This window comes from Streptomyces sp. NPDC002926 (assembly GCF_053591755.1).
In genome coordinates, this window is record NZ_JBSFUK010000005.1 from 40,641 (window position 1) to 59,456 (window position 18,816).

Sequence of the window (18,816 nt, forward strand, 5' to 3'; positions counted from 1 at the left end):
CCCTATGGTGCCGATATCGCATATCGCGCCGGTGTCTCGCCGCTTCACGCCGGCTGCGTCGCATCGTCGGTGGGCGCGGTCTGCGTCGGCTCGCGGTCCGCGTCGGCGGGCTGTTCAGCGGTCGGCTGCCCAGGCGATATAGCCGTCGGGGCGGATCAGGAGTGCGGTGCGGCGGTCCGTCGTCCAGTGTGCCCGCATGACGCGGCCGGGGGCGGACGGGGCGGCAGGTGTCTCACCTGTCGGGCCGACCAGCACGAACTCTCCCGTGCGCAGTAGTTCGTACAGTCGGCCTTCGGCGAGCTCCAGGTCCGGTGCGCGCCTGCCCGTGAGGCGATGGGCGCCGCGCGTGGCGCCGTACGAGATGCCGATCCCGGAGATCATGCCCATCGCCTTGTCGGCGGCGGGACCGACCGCGTTCAGGAACCGGGAGGCGAGGGAGCGGGCCGCGCGCTGAAGCGGGGTGTGGGCCATGGCGAGGCGGACGATGCTGCCACTGCTGCGCAGCACCATCGCGCCGACGCGGTGCCGCTCTGTCTGGTAGCTCTCGAGCAGGGCCTCGGGGTCGGGAGCATCGCCGCGGAGGACCGAGGCGAGCTTCCAGGAGAGGTTCGCCGCGTCCTGGAGGCCGGTGTTCATGCCCTGGCCCCCGGCCGGGGAGTGGACGTGCGCGGCGTCGCCGGCGAGGAGGACGCGGCCGGTCCGGTAGGAGGGGACCTGGCGCTCGTCGCTGTGGAATCGGGAGATCCAGCGGGCGTCGTGCATGCCGTGGTCGGTACCGAGGGCGAGGCGGGCGATCTCGCGTACCTCCTCGAGGTCGACTGGCTCGCTGTCGGGGACCTGGCGCTTGCGGTTCCAGCCCATGACCCGGTACCAGCCGTCGCCGAAGGGGGCGATGAAGGCGAAGGCGTCGCCCGTGCCATTGACGGTGAGCAGGTCCGCGGGCTCATCGGTGAGCTTGACGTCCGCGAGGACGATGGACCGGATCACGGAGACACCCGGGAAGGGCAGGCCCAGGGACTTGCGCACGGCGCTGCGCACTCCGTCGGTGCCGACCAGATAGCGCGCCCGGAGGGTGGTACGCACGCCTTCGGCGTCCTGGATCTCGGCGGTGACCAAGCCCGACCCGGAGCCCGCGTCGGAGCCCGAGGCCGAGCCCGAGCCCGAGCCGGAGCCCGCGTCGGCGGACTGGTGCAGGCCGAGCAGCTCCGCCCCGTACCGGAAGTCGACGCCGGTGGACAGCGCCCGGCGCTCCAGCAGGTGCTCCACCTCGTACTGCGGGGTGATCAGCAGATAGGGAAAGCGGGACGGCAGCTTGGACAGGTCCAGCGAGAGCCGGCCGAACAGCCGCAGGCCGGTGATGGGAGTGCCCTTCTTGACCAGCTCGTCGGCCAGTCCCCGGGCGTCGAGCAGTTCCAGCGTGCGGGCGTGCACCCCGAAGGCGCGCGTCATGTTGCTGGTCTCGTGCGCACGGCGCTCTATGACCGTGACCGAGATGCCCGCCGCGGCGAGGTCGCCCGCGAGCAGCATCCCGGTGGGGCCCGCGCCCACGACGAGGACGTCGGTGATGTCGCCCGCCGCATCGGCTGTGCTGGATGTTCCGCTGGTGCTGGGCTTGCCGGTCATGGCTTTGCCTCCTGAGTGATGCCAACGATCGTTGGTCAACGCTTGTTGGCAAATGTAGAACCCTCGACACTGGCGTGTCAACACTTGTTGGCCTACAGTTGTTGGCATGACGACGGAAGCCCCCGGCGGTCCACGCCGCTCCGATGCCACCAAGGCCGCGATCCTCGAAGCCGCCCGCGAGCGCTTCGCGGCCGACGGCTATGAGCGCGCCACCATCCGTGCCATCGCGCGCGACGCCGGCATCGACCCGTCGATGGTCATGCGCTACTACGGAAACAAGGAGGGGCTGTTCGCCGCCGCCTCCGAATTCGACCTGCGACTACCGGAGTTGGGCGCTCTGCCCGGCAAGCACATAGGCGCGGTCCTCGTCTCCCACTTCCTCGACCGGTGGGAGCAGGACGAGGTGCTGACCGCTCTGCTGCGGGCCAGCGTCACCAATGCCGCGGCAGCCGAGCGCGCGCACCAGATCTTCAAGGGGCAGCTCGGGCCCGTCGCCGCCGGCGTCTGCCCGGACCCCGCGGAGGCGCCCCGCCGGGCCGCGCTCGTCGCCTCGCAGATCCTGGGCATGGCGCTCGCCCGCTATGTGCTCCGCTTCCCGCCCGCCGTCGAGATGACCCGTGAGGAGGTGGTGAGCTGGCTGGCCCCGACCGTCCAGCGCTATCTGACGGACGCGCGGCCGTAGCCGGTGCCTCTGAGTCTGGCGGTCGAGCCTGGGCCGAGTTGCGCCGAGCCTGCGCCGTACAATCTCTGCATGACGCAGAAGAGCACGGCCGACCGCAATGGGCTGATGAACGAGCTGGGCACCGCGTCACGCCGCTACATGGCCTCGTACGCCCTCTTCAACCAGGCGCTCGCCGACCATCTGCAGCTGCACCCCACCGATCTGCAGTGCCTCAATCTGCTCAGCCTGGAGCCGGAGCCTGTCACCACCGGCCGGGTCGCTGAGCTGACCGGACTCACCACCGGGTCCGCGACGCGGCTCGTCGACCGGCTGGAGAGGGCCGGATATGTCACGCGCGAACGCGACACCGCGGACCGGCGACGGGTGCTCGTGACCCTCGTGCCCGAGCGGATGGCGGACTTCGGTGCGGTGTGGCAGAAGCTGAACGGCGCCTGGTTCGCGATGTTCGACGCGTACAGCGACGACGAGATCGCCCTGCTCACGGCTCATATGCGACGGACCGTGGAGCTCAGCGCCGCGCAGGTCGAGCGGCTGCGCGGCGGGCAGCTCTGAACTACCGACCACCGCGGTACAGCTACGGCGCTACCGCCCTTGCGCTGCTACCGCACTACGCGGCAGCGCCGCCGAATTCGCGCAGCGCGTCCTCGACGATCGCCTCCAGCCGGGCGTGGTGCGCGCCCCGCCAGTAGACGCGCTCGCAGGCCGTGCACTGCGCGAAGACGTCGTACGAGCGCTGTGTCCCCTGCTCCAGATGTTCCTGGACCGACTCCTTGTCGGCGTCGGTCAGCCGGCCGTTGCATGCCGTGCACCGAGTCCATGGCGCGAGCGCCGGCGCGAACCGCTCCAGTACGTCCCGGAGTTGGTCATCGGGCCGGTCGCTGTAGATGTACGCCCCCGCCCAGATCTCCCGCCGCCGCAGCAGCCCGCGGTCCCTGGAGAGCAGGACCCGCCGCTCCTTCGCCGAGAGCGCCGCCAGGGCCGGGTCGCCGATGTCCTCGTTCTCGTACGCCGCGTCGACGCCGAGGAGCCGGAGCCGCCGCGCCAGTGTGCCGAGGTGGACGTCGAGCAGAAAGCGCAGCGGCGCTCCGGGTACCTGCTGCGGCCGCTCGACGCCGCGGACCTCGACGCTCTCGCCGGCGCGCGGGATGTGGGACACGGAGACCTGGCGGCCGTCGACGAGCAGCCGGCCTGCCTCGGTGAGCGGAACGCCGAGTGACTCGATGGCATGGCCGAGTGTCGAGGAGCCGTCGGTGACCAGGGTCGTACGGCCCTCGCGGCGCTCCAATGGGACGAAGAGACGCAGCTCAGGGGCGACGCTGAGGGTGATTTCCGGTCCGTTCACGCGGCAAGCATGTCATTGGGCGGCACGCGTCAGCCAGGGCTTTCCGGTCCGGCCACCAGGTCCGGCGGGGGCCGGCGGGATCCGCGGGGTCCGGTGGGCGCGGCGGTGGGCGCGGCGGTGGGCGCGGCGGTGGGTCGGCCCGGCCGGGGCCGGTGGGTTGCGGTCAGGCGCGGAAGGAGTCCGCGTTCTCCGTCGCCCATTCGGCGAAGGTACGGGCGGGGTGCCCGGTCAGCTCCTCGACGTTGCTGGTGAGAGGAGTGGGTGAACCGTCCGTCGAGGCCCAGTAGTCGAGCAGCCCGTCCGCGAAGGCGCCGGGCATGTAGTCGGCCATGGATTCCTTCCAGGCCTCGCGCGTCACGGTGTTGAAGGGAATGGAGCGGCCCGTGGCCTGCTCGAGGATCGCGATCTGCTCGGTGAAGGTGAGGGACTCGGGACCGGTCAGGTGGTACGTCGCGCCGCGCAGCGGCGGCCGGGTGAGAACCGCGAGCGCGGCTTCGGCGATGTCCTGCTCATGGATCGGATCGCCGTAACTGCCCGGGTACGGAAGGTCGATCGCCCCTGTGGACCGCAGTGCCCAGAGCCATGGGCGCGCGTTGCTCGCGAACGCGCCGGGCTGCAGGACGGTCGTTTCGATGGGTGAGGCCGCCAGGGCCTGCTCGACCGCGAGATGGGACGCGGCGACCGGGTTGCCGGCGGCGTCGGGGTCGAGGACCGAGCTGGAGGAGAGCAGCACGATGTGCTCGACGCCCGCAGCCGTGGCCTCTTCGAGGAACGCGCCGATCTGCGACGGCTCGGCGTAGAGGAACACGGAGGTGACCGATTCGAGGGCGGCCGGGAAGGTCGCGGGGTCGTCGAGGGCGCACTTCACGGCCTTGACGCCGGACGGCAGGATGAGCTTCTCGGGGCTGCCGGAGGCGGCGCGGACGTCGACTCCCGCCTCGTGCAGGAGCGCTATGAGGGAGGAGCCGACCTGACCGCGGCTTCCGGTGACGAGGATGGGCATGGAGGGATTCCTTCGGGACTCGGAGAGGGGGCAGCCGCAACGAAAACACTCGTCGTTGCGCAGAAACTGCGTGACGCAGATAAATATCCGCGAAAAGGGCCCGCTCGTCAAGCGGGCCCTGCCGCCTAGTCCATCAGGTCGATGCGCCAGTCGTTGGACCGCAGGATCCGGCCGGGCGGGTACTCGAAGTCGCACTCGCCCACCAGCTCGAAGCCCGCCTTCCCGCACACCGCGTTCGAGGGGCCGTTGGCCACGGACGGGAAGGCATGCAGATGGCGGTGCTTCTGCTCGGCCCGCGCCATCGCCACGACCGCCACCGTGCCCGCCGTCGCGATGCCCCGCCCCTGGAACGCGGGCAGGACACTCCACCCCGTCTCGTACACCTGCCCCCCGTCCCACGTCTGCTCCCAGAAGCCGACCGTGCCGGCGGCCACCCCGCTGCCCTCCAGCACGATGCGGAACATCCGGCCCCTGCCCGTCCGGTCCGCGCTCAGATCCACATACCGCCGGTGTCGCTTGACCAGCTGTTCTTCCGTTTCCGGGCCCCCCAGGTGATCCATCAGCTCAGGTGCGTTCGCAGCGCGGAGAAGGTCGAAGTCGTCCTCGGACCATGGCTCGATCCGTACCGTCGATGCTTTGATCTCCATGCCACGCACTGTAGGGCGAGGGCCGGACAACCGGGGGTCGGACGATGAGCTTCACCGGCGTATGGGCGGTCGGCGCCGTTCCCGGCGCCGAAGTCGCCGCTCTGCCCGGACGGTTCGTCCATCCGGCGGGCGACCTCGCGGGGGAGTGGACGACGCCTCCCGGCTACGCCGAGGATCTGGCCTGGTGGCTCGGCGGCGGCGACCGCGAGCCCTACTTCACGCCCGAACCCACGCCTGCCGCCCTCCGCTTCGCCGCCTTCGCCCGCAGCGGCGGCCCGAGCTCCCCGGCCGTCGCCGCCATGAAAGAGGCCGGCCTGGACCTGCTGCGCGATACCGAAGGGAGCGCCGCGTTCGTTGCCTCGGCGCGCAAGGGCGACCCGGCCATCGCCCTCTGCTACGCGCTCGGGGCGGCAGCCACGGCCCGGCTGCCGGGCTGGTTCGGTGACTTTCTGCTGACCGCCGCCGAGGTGCGCGCCGTCCTCCCGCACACCGAGTCCGCACTCGCCGTCACCGGGCCACGCCGCACCGAGGTCCTCGCCCGCATCGACGCCTGGATGTCGGCCATGAGCGACGGCCCGGAATTCGACGCGAGCACGCTGCTGGAGGGGCCGCTGCGGGTGCTGCGGTACGCGGCGGCCAACGGCGCGGGCGCGGTCGGCGTCACCGAGAGCTATTGAGAGCCGCCAAGGGGTGGGCGCGCGTACGCGGTCGGCGGGACGCCCACCGTCGCAGTGAAGTCCCTTACGAGATGCGCCTGATCGCTGTACCCGAGCTCGGCGGCCAGCGCCGCCCAGTCCAGGCCGGCTCCAGGACCTTCGTCGCCGCCCGGGCCCCCGCCCGCCGGCCCCCCACCGGCCGGGCCTTCGCCCGACTCGGCACGCTCCAGCGCCTCGTGGATGCGATAGCGCAGGATGACCCACTTGGGACCGACCCCCACGTACGCGGCGAACAGCCGCTGCAGCGAGCGCGCCGACACCCCTTCCGCGGCCGCCAGCTCGGCGACGCGCCGGATCGAGCGGTCCGTACGCACCAGGTCGACCAGTGCCATCGCGCGCAGCGCCTGCGGGTCGGCTTCCGGCTCGAGCCCCAGCAGGAAGGCATCCAGCGCGGCGACACGCGCGTCCTCCGCCTCCGCCTCCGCGTGCGCCCGGGCATGGGTCTCGGGCGGCCCGTCCTCCGCCGCCTCAGGACCGAGGATGCCGAGGACGGTGTCCTGGCCCGCGCCCGGCAGTACGTCCGCGACCGGCAGCCGCTGTCCCGTCCAGTCGGACACCGGCCGGTCCGGCGCGAACGGCCTGAAGCCGCCGGGGCGGAACTGCACCCCGCACACCCTGCCCCGACCCTCCAGTTTCTGTGTGAAGAGCCGCAGGCCGATGCCCGCCACCTCGCCCCAGCCGGCCGTTCCGCCGTACCGCTGGAAGACGACATTCACCGAGGGATGCGGCACCACATGGGAGGCGTACGGCTCCGTCAAGTCCCAGTCGATGAGCCAGTAGTGCTCGAGGTACGGACGCAGCGCCGGGGCGGGCTCGCGGCGGCGGAAACGCACCCGCGCGAAGAGCTCCTGGGCTTCGACGATGCCCCGGGTGTCGCGTCGCGGACCTGTCATGCCCGGATCCTATGTCGCGTTTGTTCAATACGCAGGGCGTCGGCCGTGCCTAGCGTCGAAGCATGACGAACACCATCAGTGAACTGCTGGAATCGGCGGTGGAACGTGCGGTACCGGTGGTGCGCGGCGTTGCCGACGACCGACTGGCCGACCCGACTCCGTGCACCGAGTACGACGTACGGGACCTGATCGATCACCTCCTCCAGGTGGTGATCAACTTCCAGGCCCTGGCGGCGCGGAAGGATGCCGATTTCGCTTCCGTTCGGCACTACACCGACGGCGACTGGCGAGGCCGGTTCGCCGACGAGACCGCCGCGCTTGTGGCGGCGTGGGCGGTTCCCGGAGCCGAGGAGGGCACGGCGGGGACACTGGGCCTCCCGGCCAGGACCGTGGGGCAGATGGTGCTGGGCGATCTGACCGTGCACGCCTGGGACTTGGCCCGCGCCACGGGGCAGGAGTTCACACCGGACCCCGTCGTGGTCGGTGAACTCGGGCCTTCGCTCGCGGAGATGGCGCCGATGGCGCGCAAGGGAGGCGTGTTCGGCGAGCCGTTCCCGCTGGCTGAGGGGGAGCGGGCTTCGGAGTTCGACCGGGTGCTCGCCCTGACCGGCCGGGACCCGCACTGGCAGCCGTAACAGCAGGAACCGGTGGTACTACCTCGCCGGCGGACTCCCGTCCCGGCCGCCCGGCTGTGTGCTCCGGCGACGGGCCTGGCGGGCCAGGCGGCCCCGGTTCTCCCGCTGGTAGCGCCGCTCCAGGTGGGCCTGGTGGTCCCGGCGGTCGCGGTACTCCCGGTACTCCATGTCGCCCCGGCTTCCGGGACGGCTGACGCCGCGGCCGTAGCGGACCTGGCCGAAGATCAGCACAGCCGCGGCCACCCACAGGACGGGCTCCATGAACCCGAGGCCGATCAGGACCAGGACGACGAGCAGGAAGACTGGATTCACGGTGGACCTCCGTGCGTGGACAGGAAGTTCACGCTGCCGGGGTCTCGGGCGGCCGCGCCGCCCAACCTAGCCCTGCCCGGGCGCCCGGAGAAGACACGCGACAGAGAAGCACGCGCGAGCAAAGATCTGTCCGGCGCAGCGGACGGCGTCGCCGGACGTCAGGCGTCCCCCCGATGTCGTGGGCGAGCGGCTCACGCGTCCTGAAGGCATGCGCCTCTGTCGTCCTGAAGGCGTGAGGATCGCACGCGCCGATGGAGCGGGAGCGCTGGGCCGAACGCGACGGGGCATCGTATAAATCCGGACAAACTCACCGCCGTACGGGACTTCCGACGCGCCGAGTGCCAGCGCATGACCGCAGGCCGGTCGGCGCCCGGCTGCCTGCGGGCCGGTTCGGCGGTTTCGCGGAAGGCGTCCGCGCGCAGTGCGGGAAGCAGCGGCCGACGCGGACGGCCCGGCTGGGGCCGTCCGCCGTTCATCCAGTCGCAGTCGCAGTCGCAGCCTTAGCCAACGGTTGCATCCGCATCCGCGTCCGTTGCGACGAGTGCGACCGCGGCCACGGTCGAAGCCCGGTCGGCTCAGGGCCACACCAGGCAGTATGGCTGGTGACCCGCCTCATGCAGACGATGGCTGAAATCCTGCCATTCATGGAGCAATTGGTACACATTGAAAGCGTCGCGCGGACCGCCCCGGTCCGGAACCGTCGACCAGATGAAGGCTGCCGCACCCACCGACTCCTCGCCGATGCCGCGCAGCGGGTCGACCACCGTCATCGGAAGCTTGACCACCGCGTAGTCGGGGTGGAGGACGACCAGCTCCAGCGGCGGCACCTTGTTCAGCGGCATGCCCTGGATTCCGGTGAGCACCATGGCGGCTATGGTCTCCGGTTTGATCTTGGCGAACATTCCGCCCATGCCGAGCTCGTCGCCGCCGAGCTCCTCGGGGCGCATCGAAATCGGCACCCGGGCGGCAGTGGCCCCGTCAGGTGCGCCGAAATATTTGTAGGTCACCCCCACTCGGCCGCTCCTGCTTCCCATGGGTTCATCCGCGCCGGCATCGCCTCGCCGATGCTTACCCCGCCGGGCAGGCTCAGGACCCAGGTCGTCGGTCCCCTCGCCCAGTCCGCCACCGCGATGCATATCTCCACCCGACCACTCGCAGCCCCCGCCGCGCAACCCGATCATCGTGACAGTGACCTCCCCCACGAAAGTGCTGTGAAACACCCGTCCGCAAGAACTTAGGGGCCTCTGACACCATGGATTCCGTGAGCATTCCCTATGTCGCCCCAGTTTCGCAGACGCGAGAGGGATGACGCCCTTTCGTAATACGAGGAGATCGCCCCGTCCGCTCACCGGTGGCCGAGATCATCTGTCCCGGCCCCCCGACCGCCCGCATCGCAGATCAGGACCAAAGTGTCGTATTCATACGAAGCCCCAGTTTCGCAGACGCTTTTCGACCGTGCGTCACTCGTGACGCCCGGCGGCGTGAACTCTCCCGTCCGTGCTTTCCGCGCCGTGGGCGGTACGCCCCGGTTCATGGTGTCCGGTACCGGCCCGTACCTCACCGATGCGGACGGGCGCGAATATGTCGACCTCGTCTGCTCGTGGGGTCCGATGATCCTCGGGCACTCCCACCCGGCCGTCATCGAGGCGGTGCAGGCCGCGGTCGCCCGCGGCACCTCCTTCGGCACGCCGGGCGAGGGCGAGGTCGCCCTCGCCGAGGAGATCGTGGCCCGGGTCGAGCCGGTGGAGCAGGTACGGCTTGTTTCCAGCGGTACGGAAGCGACGATGTCCGCGATCCGCCTCGCCCGTGGTTTCACCGGCCGGGCCAAGGTCGTGAAGTTCGCCGGCTGCTACCACGGACATGTGGACGCGCTGCTCGCCGCGGCCGGCTCCGGGGTGGCGACCCTCGGGCTGCCCGACACCCCGGGCGTCACCGGCGCGCAGGCCGGCGACACCATCGTGCTGCCGTACAACGATCTCGAAGCGGTGAACGAGGCCTTCCACACGCATCCGGGCGAGATCGCCTGCGTGATCACCGAGGCCTCGCCGGGCAACATGGGCGTCGTGCCGCCACTGCCGGGCTTCAACGAGGGGCTCAGGGCGGCCTGCGCCAAGAACGGCGCGCTGTACATCTCCGACGAGGTCATGACCGGCTTCCGTACGTCGAAGGCCGGCTGGTACGGCGTCGACGGCGTCGCGCCCGACCTGATGACCTTCGGCAAGGTCATGGGCGGCGGCTTCCCGGCCGCCGCGTTCGGCGGCCGCAAGGACGTCATGGAGTACCTTGCCCCGGCCGGCCCCGTCTACCAGGCGGGCACCCTCTCCGGAAACCCCGTCGCCACCGCCGCGGGCCTCGCGCAGCTGCGGCTGCTCGACGACGCCGCGTACGAGAAGATCGACGCCGTCTCGGCGGCGATCCGGACGCTGCTGACGGACGCGCTCGCCAAGGAGGGCGTCGCCCACCGGCTGCAGACCGCGAGCAACATGTTCTCCGTCTTCTTCACGGACAGGGACGTCAGGAACTACGAGGACGCGAAGAAGCAGCAGTCCTTCCGCTTCAACGCGTTCTTCCACGCGATGCTCTCCCAGGGCGTCTATCTGCCGCCGTCCGCCTTCGAGTCCTGGTTCGTCTCCACGGCCCACGACGAGCGGGCGATCGAGCGGATCGCCGCCGCGCTGCCCTCCGCCGCCCGCGCCGCCGCCGAGGCGACGGAGGTGTCCGCATGAGCGAGATCACAGTCGTCCATCTGGTGCGGCACGGCGAGGTCGAGAACCCCGACGGGGTGTTGTACGGCCGCCGTTCGGGCTATCACCTCTCCGAGCTCGGCCGTCAGATGGCCGACCGGGTCGCCGAGCATCTCGCGGACCGCGACATCACCCATGTCGTCTCATCGCCGCTGGAGCGCGCGCAGGAGACCGCCACGCCCGTCGCCAAGAGCCACAGCCTCACCCTCGACACCGACGAGCGGCTGATCGAGGCGGGCAATGTCTTCGAGGGCAAGACCTTCGGAGTGGGCGACGGAGCGCTGCGCAAGCCGGCCAACTGGAAGCATCTGACCAACCCGTTCCGCCCGTCCTGGGGTGAGCCGTACATCGATCAGGTCGTACGGATGATGGGCGCGCTGAACTCCGCGCGGGACGCGGCCCGCGGGCACGAGGCAGTCTGTGTCAGCCATCAGCTGCCGATCTGGATCGTGCGGAGTTTCGTCGAGCGGCGCCGGCTCTGGCACGATCCGCGCCGCCGGCAGTGCACTCTCGCGTCCCTGACCACCTTCACCTATCAGGACGACAAGATCGTCTCGGTCGGCTACACCGAACCGGCGCGCGATCTTGTACCGGCGCATCTTCTCGCGGGCGCCAAGCCCGTGAAGGGCAAGGCCAAAGCATTCGGTGCTTAGTTGCTCACGAAAATAAGTGACATCCCTTCGGAACCTCCGCCTCCCACCCGGCATCTAAGCCGGTGCCGGTGTGGATGGGCTCTCTGGACCAAGAGAGCGCGGATGGGGACGATATGCGCGACGTCAGTCGAAGGGGTTTGCTCGGGGCGGGACTTGGGACGGCGGCCGCGATGGGGATCGCGGGCTGCGGCTCGACCGGCCAGGACAGATCGGGACAGGCCGGGGCCGGCAAGGGCAGGGGCAGCACCCCTTCCAGGCTCGAGGGCCGGCCGATCGGCGACGGTTCCACGTCCGACACGGGAAAGCAGCCGCATCAGCCGCTGAAGCCCGTTCCTCTCGAACCGGGCCAGACGCCGCCGCAGTTCGTGATCTTTTCCTGGGACGGGGCGGGTGAGGTCGGCAACGGCCTCTTCCCGCGCTTCCTCGAACTCGCCAGGAATCACGATGCGGCGATGACCTTCTTCCTCTCCGGGATCTATCTGCTCCCCGAGTCGAAGAAGACGCTCTACCGTCCGCCGAACAATGGCATCGGCGCGTCCGACATCGGTTATCTCACCGACGACCACATCAAGGCGACGCTGAAGCACATACGCCAGGCATGGCTCGACGGTCACGAGATAGGCACGCACTTCAACGGGCACTTCTGCGCCGGTTCGGGAACGGTCGGCAAGTGGTCGCCCACGGACTGGCAGAACGAGATAGACCAGGCTGTGAAGTTCGTCACCGAGTGGCGTACGAACACCGGCTGGAACGACATCGACCCGCTGCCGTTCGACTACCGCAAGGAACTTGTCGGAGCCCGCACCCCCTGCCTGCTCGGCCAGGACAAGCTGCTGCCCACCGCGAAGAAGCTGGGCTGGCGCTACGACGCGAGCTCGCCCGGCGGCCGTCAGATGTGGCCCGAGAAGCGGCACGGCCTCTGGGATCTGCCGCTGCAGCAGATGCCGTTCCCCGGCCACTCCTTCGAGGTGCTCTCGATGGACTACAACATCCTCGCCAATCAGTCGCAGAATTCGACCAAGGGCATGCCCGAGCGCTATCCAGGCTGGAAGAAGCAGGCCACCGGTGCCTATCTCGCCGGATTCAAGCGCGCCTACGAGTCGAATCGCGCGCCGTTCTACATAGGCAACCACTTCGAGCAGTGGAACGGCGGCATCTACATGGACGCCGTCGAGGAGGCCCTCAAGGGCATGGCCGGCAAGAAGGACGTACGGCTGGTCTCCTTCCGGCAGTTCTGCGACTGGCTCGACGTCCAGGATCCGAAGGTGCTCGCCAAGCTCCGTTCGCTCGAGGTCGGTCAGTCTCCGGCAGGCGGCTGGAACACATTCCTTAAGACAGCCTGACAAGGGGCTATCCGGGCACCCAGGGGGGCGCGGAAAGATCCCCGGAACGGCCATGCGAAACTTTTCACATGAGCCTTAGCCGTGCCTCCCGTGCCGCGCTGCTGACCGCCCTGGTCGCCGCCGGAGCTCTCGCCCTGTCGGCCTGCAGCGGCGGGGACAACGGAAAGTCCGGCGGTGGCGGCGACACCAACTTCGTCACCGACACCGGGGGCATCTCCACCGTCGCCAAGGGCCGGCGCACCAGCACCAAGGAGCTCACCGGCGAGACCCTCGAGGGCAAGCCGCTCGACGTCGCCGACCTCAGGGGCAAGGTCGTCGTGATGAACGTCTGGGGTTCGTGGTGCCCGCCCTGCCGCGCCGAGGCCCCGCATTTCGCCAAGGTCGCCAAGGAGACGAAGGCGAAGGGTGTGGAGTTCGTGGGGATCAATACCCGCGACACCAACAAGGGTCCGGCGCTCGCCTTCGAGAAGGATTTCGAGGTCGGCTACCCGAGTCTGTACGACCCGGTGGGCAAGCTGATTGTCAATGGCTTCCCCAAGGGGAGCCTCAATCCACAGGCCATTCCCTCCACGATCGTGCTCGACCGCGAGGGAAAGATCGCCGCCCGCTCTCTCCAGGCGCTCGACGCCACACAGCTCCACAAGATCATTGACCCATTGATCGCGGAGAAGTGACCCTGTGGAAGCTCTGACGCCGTCCTCCTGGGGTGAGCCTCGGTGAACCAGACGGTCTTCAGTGGGGCACTGCTGGTCGCGCTGCCCATCGCCGTGCTCGGCGGCCTCGTCTCCTTCTTCTCGCCCTGCGTACTGCCGCTCGTACCCGGCTATCTCTCGTACGTCACCGGGGTCAGCGGCAGCGACCTGGCCGAGGCCAAGCGCGGCCGGATGGTCGCCGGAGCCTCCCTCTTCGTCCTCGGCTTCACCGCGGTCTTCGTCTCCGGCGGCGCGCTCTTCGGCTACTTCGGTGCGACGCTCCAGGGTGAGAAGGAGATTCTCTCCAAGGTCCTCGGCGGGCTGATGATCCTGCTGGGTGTGTTCTTCATGGGCCTGATGCCCTGGCTCACGCAGCGCGAATTCCGCCTCCACAAGCGGCCGGTGACCGGCCTGGCCGGCGCGCCGCTGCTGGGCGCGCTGTTCGGCGTCGGCTGGACGCCCTGCATCGGCCCGACGCTCGCGTCCGTGAACGCCCTCGCCGCCGAGCAGGCGAGCGCGGGCCGGGGGGCCATACTGACGGTCGCCTACTGCATCGGCCTCGGAATGCCCTTCGTCCTCGCGGCGGTGGCCTTCCGCAAGGCGCTCGGCGCTTTCGGCTGGGTCAAACGGCACTACGCCTGGGTGATGCGGATCGGCGGCATCATGATGATCGCGACCGGTCTGCTGCTGCTGACCGGTGTCTGGGACAGCCTGGTGCAGGGCATGCAGGGCTGGACCAACGGCTTCACGGTGGGGATCTGAGTTTCATGAGCAAGACAGCGACGGACGAGCAGAGGGACGACGGCAAGGACCTCGGAGCGGCCGGAGCCCAGCTCTCCACCGCGCCCAGGGAAGAGCTCATCGCCGGGCCCTCCCTGTCCGTCATCGGCTGGGTCCGCTGGTTCTGGCGGCAGCTGACCTCCATGCGGGTCGCGCTCATCCTGCTGTTCCTGCTCTCCCTCGGCGCGATCCCCGGCTCCCTCATCCCGCAGAACAGCGTGGACGAGCTGAAGGTGCAGACCTTCAAGGAGGCCCACAGGACGGTCTCGCCGCTCTACGAGAAGCTGCAGTTCTTCGACGTCTACAGCTCGGTGTGGTTCTCGGCGATCTACATCCTGCTGTTCGTCTCCCTCATCGGCTGCATCGTGCCGCGCTCCTGGCAGTTCGTCGGCCAGCTCCGCGGCCGGCCGCCGGGTGCCCCCGGACGGCTGACCAGGCTGCCTGCGTACACCACGTGGCGCAGTCAGGCGGAGCCCGAGCAGGTGCGTGAGGCCGCGCTCGCGATACTGAAGAAGCGCCGCTTCCGCGCCCACACGGTCGGCGACGCGGTCGCCGCCGAGAAGGGGTATCTGCGCGAGACCGGAAATCTCCTCTTCCACATCGCGCTGATCGTGATGCTGGTGGCCTTCGCCACGGGACAGCTCTTCAAGTCCGAGGGCGGCAAGCTGATCGTCGAGGGCGACGGGTTCTCCAACACGCTCACCCAGTACGACGACTTCAAGTCCGGCTCGATGTTCAGTTCGGACGAGCTCGTGCCGTTCAGCTTCAGGCTGGACAAGTTCACGGGTACGTACGAGGAGAAGGGGTCGCAGCGCGGCACGGCGCGCACCTTCGAGGCCGACGTCAGCTACTCGCAGGGCGGCGGGCCGGACAAGAAGTCCGTCATCCAGGTGAACAAGCCCCTGGTCGTCGACGGCACCAAGGTCTATCTGCTGTCGCACGGATACGCACCCGTCGTCACCGTCCGCGACGGCCGCGGCAATGTCGTCTTCAACGGCGCGGTGCCGTTGCTGCCGATCGACAACAACATCACATCGACCGGCGCGATCAAGGTGATGGACGGCTACCGCGACAAGAAGGGCAAGAAGGACCAGCTGGGCTTCCAGGCGTTCTTCGTGCCGACCTTCGGGGGCGCGGGCAAGGGCACGATGTTCTCGCAGTTCCCGGGTCTCGAGTTCCCGGTGCTCGCCCTCACCGGCTACCACGGCAGCCTCGGCGTCAACGCCGGTCTGCCGCAGAACGTGTACCAGCTCGACACCCGCAAGCTGACGCAGTTCAAGGACGCCAAGGGCCAGATCCTCAAGGCACGGCTGCTGCCCGGCGAGAAGATGACGCTGCCGGACGGCGCGGGCTCCATCACCTTCGAGAAGGAAGTGAAGGAGTGGGCCAGCTTCCAGATCTCGCAGCAGCCGGGCAGTGGATGGGCGCTGACCGGCGCGATCGCCGCCATCGGGGGCCTCGTCGGCTCGCTGTTCATCCAGCGCCGGCGCGTCTGGGTCCGGGCCGTGGCGGGGGAGGACGGCGTGACCGTCGTCGAAATGGCGGGGCTCGGCCGCAGCGAGTCCCCGAAGCTTCCCGAGGAGCTGGCCGATCTGGCGGTCACGCTCCATGCAGTGGCGCCGACCGCGCCGGATCCCGATACCGCAGATGTATCTGCTGAAGGGGCTGAGAAGTGACTCTCGCCGCCGCAACCACCAACGAGAATCTGGCGCACATCAGCAATGTGCTGATCTATTCGTCGATGGCCGTCTACACGATGGCCTTTCTCGCCCATATCGCCGAATGGGTCTTCGGCAGCCGCAGCAAGGTGGGCCGTACCGCCGCCGCGCTGACCGGCACCGCTGCCGCGGCCGGCTCGGTGAAGGTCCAGGTCAAGCAGCAGGGCGGGGGCACCGCCGTACTGGACAAGCCCAAGGTCATCACCCGCTCCGCGGCCGGGACGCGTGACGTCCCGGACGGACCCGGCGCGGCAGGCGGCACCGAGAAGGGCGATCTGTACGGCCGGATCGCCGTCTCGCTGACCGTCCTCGGCTTCCTCGTCGAGGCCGGCGGCGTCGTCGCCCGCGCGCTGTCGGTGCAGCGGGCCCCCTGGGGCAACATGTACGAGTTCTCCCTCACCTTCTCCACGGTGGCGGTCGGCGCGTACCTCGGCTTCCTGCTCGCCGGGAAGAATGTCCGCTGGATGGGCCTGCTGTTGGTCGCGACCGTCCTCGCCGACCTCGGCATCGCCACCACCTGGCTGTACACCGCCAGCGACCAGCTGGTCCCCGCCCTGCATTCGTACTGGCTGTGGATCCACGTCTCCACCGCGATCTTCTGCGGTGCGGTCTTCTACCTCGGCGCGGTCGGCACTCTTCTCTATCTGTTCCGTGACAGCTACGAGAACAAGCTCGCCCGCGGCGAGCAGCCCGGCGCCTTCGCGACCTCGGTCCTGGAACGGCTGCCCGCGGCCGCCTCGCTCGACAAGTTCGCGTACCGCATCAACGCCGCGGTCTTCCCGCTCTGGACCTTCACGATCATCGCGGGTGCGATCTGGGCCGGTGACGCCTGGGGCCGCTACTGGGGCTGGGACCCCAAGGAGGTCTGGTCCTTCATCACCTGGGTCGCGTACGCCTGCTATCTGCACGCCCGCGCGACAGCAGGCTGGAAGGGCCGCAAGGCGGCAACCCTGGCGCTCATCGCTTTCGGCTGCTGGCTCTTCAACTACTACGGCGTGAACATCTTCGTCACCGGCAAGCACTCCTACGCCGGCGTCTGACCGTTACGCCGGCGCCAGGCCCCGAGGTTCGGATCCGGAGGGCCGGGCGCGCCGGACGCGGTAGCGGCGCAGGCGTGCGGAACGGCCGACTGCGCGCGAGGCTGGTGCCATGACCTCCGCCGTCGACCATGGCACCGGCCGGAGCGAGGGAGGCACGCAGACCCTCCACTTCGAGCTCCGCCTGCCCCACCCTGTGGACCGGGTCTGGGCTGCCGTGGCCACACCCGGGGGCCTGCGGGGCTGGCTCGCGGCCGCCGATGTGCTCGAGCCCCGGCTCGGTGGCGCGGTCACGCTGCACCGGCCGGCCGCGGGTGCCGAGGGACGGCACATGCCCGTCGAGGGCCGCATCACCGCCTGGGACGTCGAGCACGTCGCCGAGTACACCGTGGACGTCCACGGCCGGATGCGCTTCCATCTGGAGCCGGCCGGCGGCACCGGCACGACGGTCCGGTTCACCAACGAGTTCCACGGCGACGACGAGCGGCGTCCGGAGCGCCTGGCGTGCTGGCACGACCATTTCGAGTACCTCGTCGACGCGCTCGACGGGCGGCCGGTGGACTGGTCCGGCTGGACTCCGCAGCGCAGGCAGGAGTTGCACGAGGCGTACGCGGACCGGGAGCGTGACGTCAGCAGGCCGTGATCGCGTCGAGCTGGGCGCGCAGATAGGTGTGCGAGTCGATGCCACGGACGTCGGTTCCCGGATCGCACTCGTAGAAGTAGACGAGTGAGATCAGCTCCTCGGCCGGTTCATCCGCCGGCGGCGGCAGCACCCGGTGGCGGCCCGAGCGCCAGCGGTCGCCCGTCCAGCGGGCCATCAGATCCCCGATGTTGATGGTGAACGCCTCCGGGTCGTACGGCGCGTCCTCCCAGCCGCCCTCGTCGGTGAACACCTGCAGCCCGCCCTTGCCCGCCTGCCGGTCCAGGACCGTGACCGTGCCGAAGTCGGTGTGCGGACCGATGCGGAACTGTCCGGGCTGCGGCTCGCCGACGGTGTCCCTCCCCGGATACCAGTTGATGTTGAAGCCCCAGGTGGGATGCCCGGTGTGCCGGGTGAAGAAGTCCCCGGCCTCGCCCAGCGCGACCCCGAGGAGCTCCAGCAGCAGGTCGGAGAGTGCCCGCAGCTGCCCGAGGTACGTCTCGACCAGCTCTTTCAGTTCCGGTACCTCCGCCGGCCAGGTGTTGGGCAGGAACCACTCGGCGTCGACCGCGGGGTCGCCGGTGGGGTCCTCGGCCGCGAAGGACAGCGACTCCTTCAGGTCCGGCGGAGTCTGCATACCTTCGGCGTACGCGTTCGCCTCGGCGCCGGGTCCCAGCCAGCCGCGTCCACCGACCTTGACGGCGTACGGCTCCTTGACGCCGGACGGCAGCCGGAAGAACTGCCGTGCCGCCTCCCGGATCTGCGCCCGCAGCCCTGGATCGATTCCGTGTCCCGTGACCAGGAGGAATCCGGCGGTCCGCAGGGCCTGGTCGACCCTCGCCGCGATCTCCGCGCGCGCGGACGCGTCCCCGGTGAGCCAAGGGCGCAGGTCGATGCCCGGAATCCTGGATTCAGTCACCGATGTCCTCGTTCCACAGTTCGGGGTTGGCCTCGATGAAGTCACGCATCAGGTTCCTGCACTCGGCGTCGTCCAACAGCACGATCTCCACGCCGTGTTCGGCCAGCCAGTCGTGCCCGCCGTGGAAGGTGGCCGCCTCGCCGACCACCACCCGGGAGATCCCGAACTGCCGGACCAGACCGCTGCAGTACCAGCACGGCGATAGGGTCGTCACCATCGTCGTACCCCGGTACGAGCGCTGCCGGCCGGCCGCCCGGAAGGCCGCCGTCTCGGCGTGCATCGACGGATCGCCGTCCTGTACGCGGCGGTTGTGGCCGCGGCCCAGCAGCTTCCCGTCCGCGCCGTACAGCGCGGCCCCGATGGGAATCCCGCCCTCGGCCAGCCCGGCCCGCGCCTCGTCGAGCGCTGTCGAAAGCCACGGCTCGTACTCCATGGCG

General features: G+C 69.6%; 21 protein-coding genes. 12 read left to right on the plus strand and 9 right to left on the minus strand.

Features of this window, described 5'->3' with window-relative positions:
• Positions 1-114: 114 nt before the first annotated feature.
• Positions 115-1,623 (minus strand): FAD-dependent monooxygenase, encoded by a 1,509-nt coding sequence (locus ACWDZ6_RS11660; RefSeq protein ID WP_451502723.1) that lies wholly within the window; start codon positions 1,621-1,623, stop codon positions 115-117.
• A gap of 106 nt (positions 1,624-1,729) precedes the next feature.
• Here ACWDZ6_RS11660 and ACWDZ6_RS11665 point away from each other — a divergent pair, with 106 nt between their 5' ends.
• Positions 1,730-2,305, plus strand: a complete 576-nt coding sequence (locus tag ACWDZ6_RS11665; RefSeq protein ID WP_326651777.1) for a TetR/AcrR family transcriptional regulator — start codon at positions 1,730-1,732, stop codon at positions 2,303-2,305.
• A 69-nt stretch (positions 2,306-2,374) separates the two neighbouring features.
• On the plus strand, positions 2,375-2,857 hold the full coding sequence (locus ACWDZ6_RS11670; RefSeq protein WP_451502724.1) for a MarR family winged helix-turn-helix transcriptional regulator: 483 nt from the start codon (positions 2,375-2,377) through the stop codon (positions 2,855-2,857).
• A gap of 55 nt (positions 2,858-2,912) precedes the next feature.
• Here the strand turns inward: ACWDZ6_RS11670 and ACWDZ6_RS11675 are convergent, their stop codons facing one another.
• The 3 genes from ACWDZ6_RS11675 to ACWDZ6_RS11685 form a co-directional block, all read right to left on the minus strand.
• Positions 2,913-3,647 (minus strand): Mut7-C RNAse domain-containing protein, encoded by a 735-nt coding sequence (locus tag ACWDZ6_RS11675; protein WP_366731086.1) that lies wholly within the window; start codon positions 3,645-3,647, stop codon positions 2,913-2,915.
• A gap of 163 nt (positions 3,648-3,810) precedes the next feature.
• The gene (locus tag ACWDZ6_RS11680) at positions 3,811-4,650 is read right to left on the minus strand and encodes an NmrA family NAD(P)-binding protein (protein ID WP_451502725.1); all 840 of its coding nucleotides are present in this window, start codon (positions 4,648-4,650) and stop codon (positions 3,811-3,813) included.
• Between the two features lie 125 nt (positions 4,651-4,775).
• The gene (locus ACWDZ6_RS11685; RefSeq protein ID WP_451502726.1) at positions 4,776-5,297 is read right to left on the minus strand and encodes a GNAT family N-acetyltransferase; all 522 of its coding nucleotides are present in this window, start codon (positions 5,295-5,297) and stop codon (positions 4,776-4,778) included.
• Positions 5,298-5,341: 44 nt separating this feature from the next.
• On the opposite strand from ACWDZ6_RS11685, the gene ACWDZ6_RS11690 reads away from it, so the two are divergent.
• On the plus strand, positions 5,342-5,974 hold the full coding sequence (locus ACWDZ6_RS11690; RefSeq protein WP_451502727.1) for a hypothetical protein: 633 nt from the start codon (positions 5,342-5,344) through the stop codon (positions 5,972-5,974).
• Here the strand turns inward: ACWDZ6_RS11690 and ACWDZ6_RS11695 are convergent.
• Positions 5,968-6,906, minus strand: coding sequence for an AraC family transcriptional regulator (locus ACWDZ6_RS11695; protein ID WP_451502728.1), 939 nt, complete (start codon positions 6,904-6,906; stop codon positions 5,968-5,970). The two genes, ACWDZ6_RS11690 and ACWDZ6_RS11695, sit on opposite strands and share 7 nt — an antisense overlap.
• Positions 6,907-6,968: 62 nt before the next feature.
• Here ACWDZ6_RS11695 and ACWDZ6_RS11700 point away from each other — a divergent pair, with 62 nt between their 5' ends.
• A complete protein-coding gene (locus ACWDZ6_RS11700; protein ID WP_351454729.1) occupies positions 6,969-7,541 on the plus strand; it encodes a TIGR03086 family metal-binding protein in 573 nt (190 codons plus the stop codon).
• A gap of 18 nt (positions 7,542-7,559) precedes the next feature.
• Here ACWDZ6_RS11700 and ACWDZ6_RS11705 read toward each other — a convergent pair whose 3' ends face one another.
• A complete protein-coding gene (locus ACWDZ6_RS11705; protein ID WP_389173889.1) occupies positions 7,560-7,853 on the minus strand; it encodes a hypothetical protein in 294 nt (97 codons plus the stop codon).
• A 575-nt stretch (positions 7,854-8,428) separates the two neighbouring features.
• Positions 8,429-8,989, minus strand: a complete 561-nt coding sequence (locus ACWDZ6_RS11710) for a hypothetical protein (RefSeq protein ID WP_326655335.1) — start codon at positions 8,987-8,989, stop codon at positions 8,429-8,431.
• A gap of 273 nt (positions 8,990-9,262) precedes the next feature.
• On the opposite strand from ACWDZ6_RS11710, the gene hemL reads away from it, so the two are divergent.
• The 8 genes from hemL (at position 9,263) to ACWDZ6_RS11750 (ending at position 17,463) form a co-directional block, all read left to right on the plus strand.
• Positions 9,263-10,579: a glutamate-1-semialdehyde 2,1-aminomutase gene (hemL, locus tag ACWDZ6_RS11715; protein WP_451502729.1), complete on the plus strand. Its 1,317-nt coding sequence runs from the start codon at positions 9,263-9,265 to the stop codon at positions 10,577-10,579.
• Entirely contained in the window at positions 10,576-11,250 is a 675-nt protein-coding gene (locus ACWDZ6_RS11720) for a histidine phosphatase family protein (protein ID WP_451502730.1), read from the plus strand. Before hemL ends, ACWDZ6_RS11720 begins: the two co-directional genes overlap by 4 nt.
• A 113-nt stretch (positions 11,251-11,363) precedes the next feature.
• Positions 11,364-12,593, plus strand: a complete 1,230-nt coding sequence (locus ACWDZ6_RS11725) for a hypothetical protein (protein WP_451502731.1) — start codon at positions 11,364-11,366, stop codon at positions 12,591-12,593.
• 68 nt (positions 12,594-12,661) lie between these two features.
• On the plus strand, positions 12,662-13,267 hold the full coding sequence (locus ACWDZ6_RS11730) for a TlpA family protein disulfide reductase (protein WP_366731076.1): 606 nt from the start codon (positions 12,662-12,664) through the stop codon (positions 13,265-13,267).
• Between the two features lie 42 nt (positions 13,268-13,309).
• Entirely contained in the window at positions 13,310-14,047 is a 738-nt protein-coding gene (locus tag ACWDZ6_RS11735; RefSeq protein ID WP_326651790.1) for a cytochrome c biogenesis CcdA family protein, read from the plus strand.
• 5 nt (positions 14,048-14,052) lie between these two features.
• Positions 14,053-15,741: a cytochrome c biogenesis protein ResB gene (gene resB / locus ACWDZ6_RS11740; protein ID WP_451502732.1), complete on the plus strand. Its 1,689-nt coding sequence runs from the start codon at positions 14,053-14,055 to the stop codon at positions 15,739-15,741.
• Complete coding sequence (gene ccsB / locus ACWDZ6_RS11745) at positions 15,738-16,823, plus strand: c-type cytochrome biogenesis protein CcsB (RefSeq protein ID WP_451502733.1); 1,086 nt, start codon at positions 15,738-15,740, stop codon at positions 16,821-16,823. The genes resB and ccsB overlap by 4 nt, the downstream gene beginning before the upstream one ends.
• Positions 16,824-16,932: 109 nt before the next feature.
• Positions 16,933-17,463, plus strand: a complete 531-nt coding sequence (locus ACWDZ6_RS11750) for an SRPBCC domain-containing protein (protein ID WP_451502734.1) — start codon at positions 16,933-16,935, stop codon at positions 17,461-17,463.
• On the opposite strand, the gene ACWDZ6_RS11755 is transcribed toward ACWDZ6_RS11750, so the two are convergent.
• Positions 17,450-18,379 carry an isopenicillin N synthase family dioxygenase gene (locus ACWDZ6_RS11755; protein ID WP_451502735.1) on the minus strand — a complete coding sequence of 310 codons (930 nt, stop codon included), beginning with the start codon at positions 18,377-18,379 and terminating at the stop codon, positions 17,450-17,452. The genes ACWDZ6_RS11750 and ACWDZ6_RS11755 overlap by 14 nt on opposite strands.
• Positions 18,372-18,812 (minus strand): nucleoside deaminase, encoded by a 441-nt coding sequence (locus ACWDZ6_RS11760; protein WP_451502736.1) that lies wholly within the window; start codon positions 18,810-18,812, stop codon positions 18,372-18,374. Before ACWDZ6_RS11760 ends, ACWDZ6_RS11755 begins: the two co-directional genes overlap by 8 nt.
• Positions 18,813-18,816: the final 4 nt, after the last annotated feature.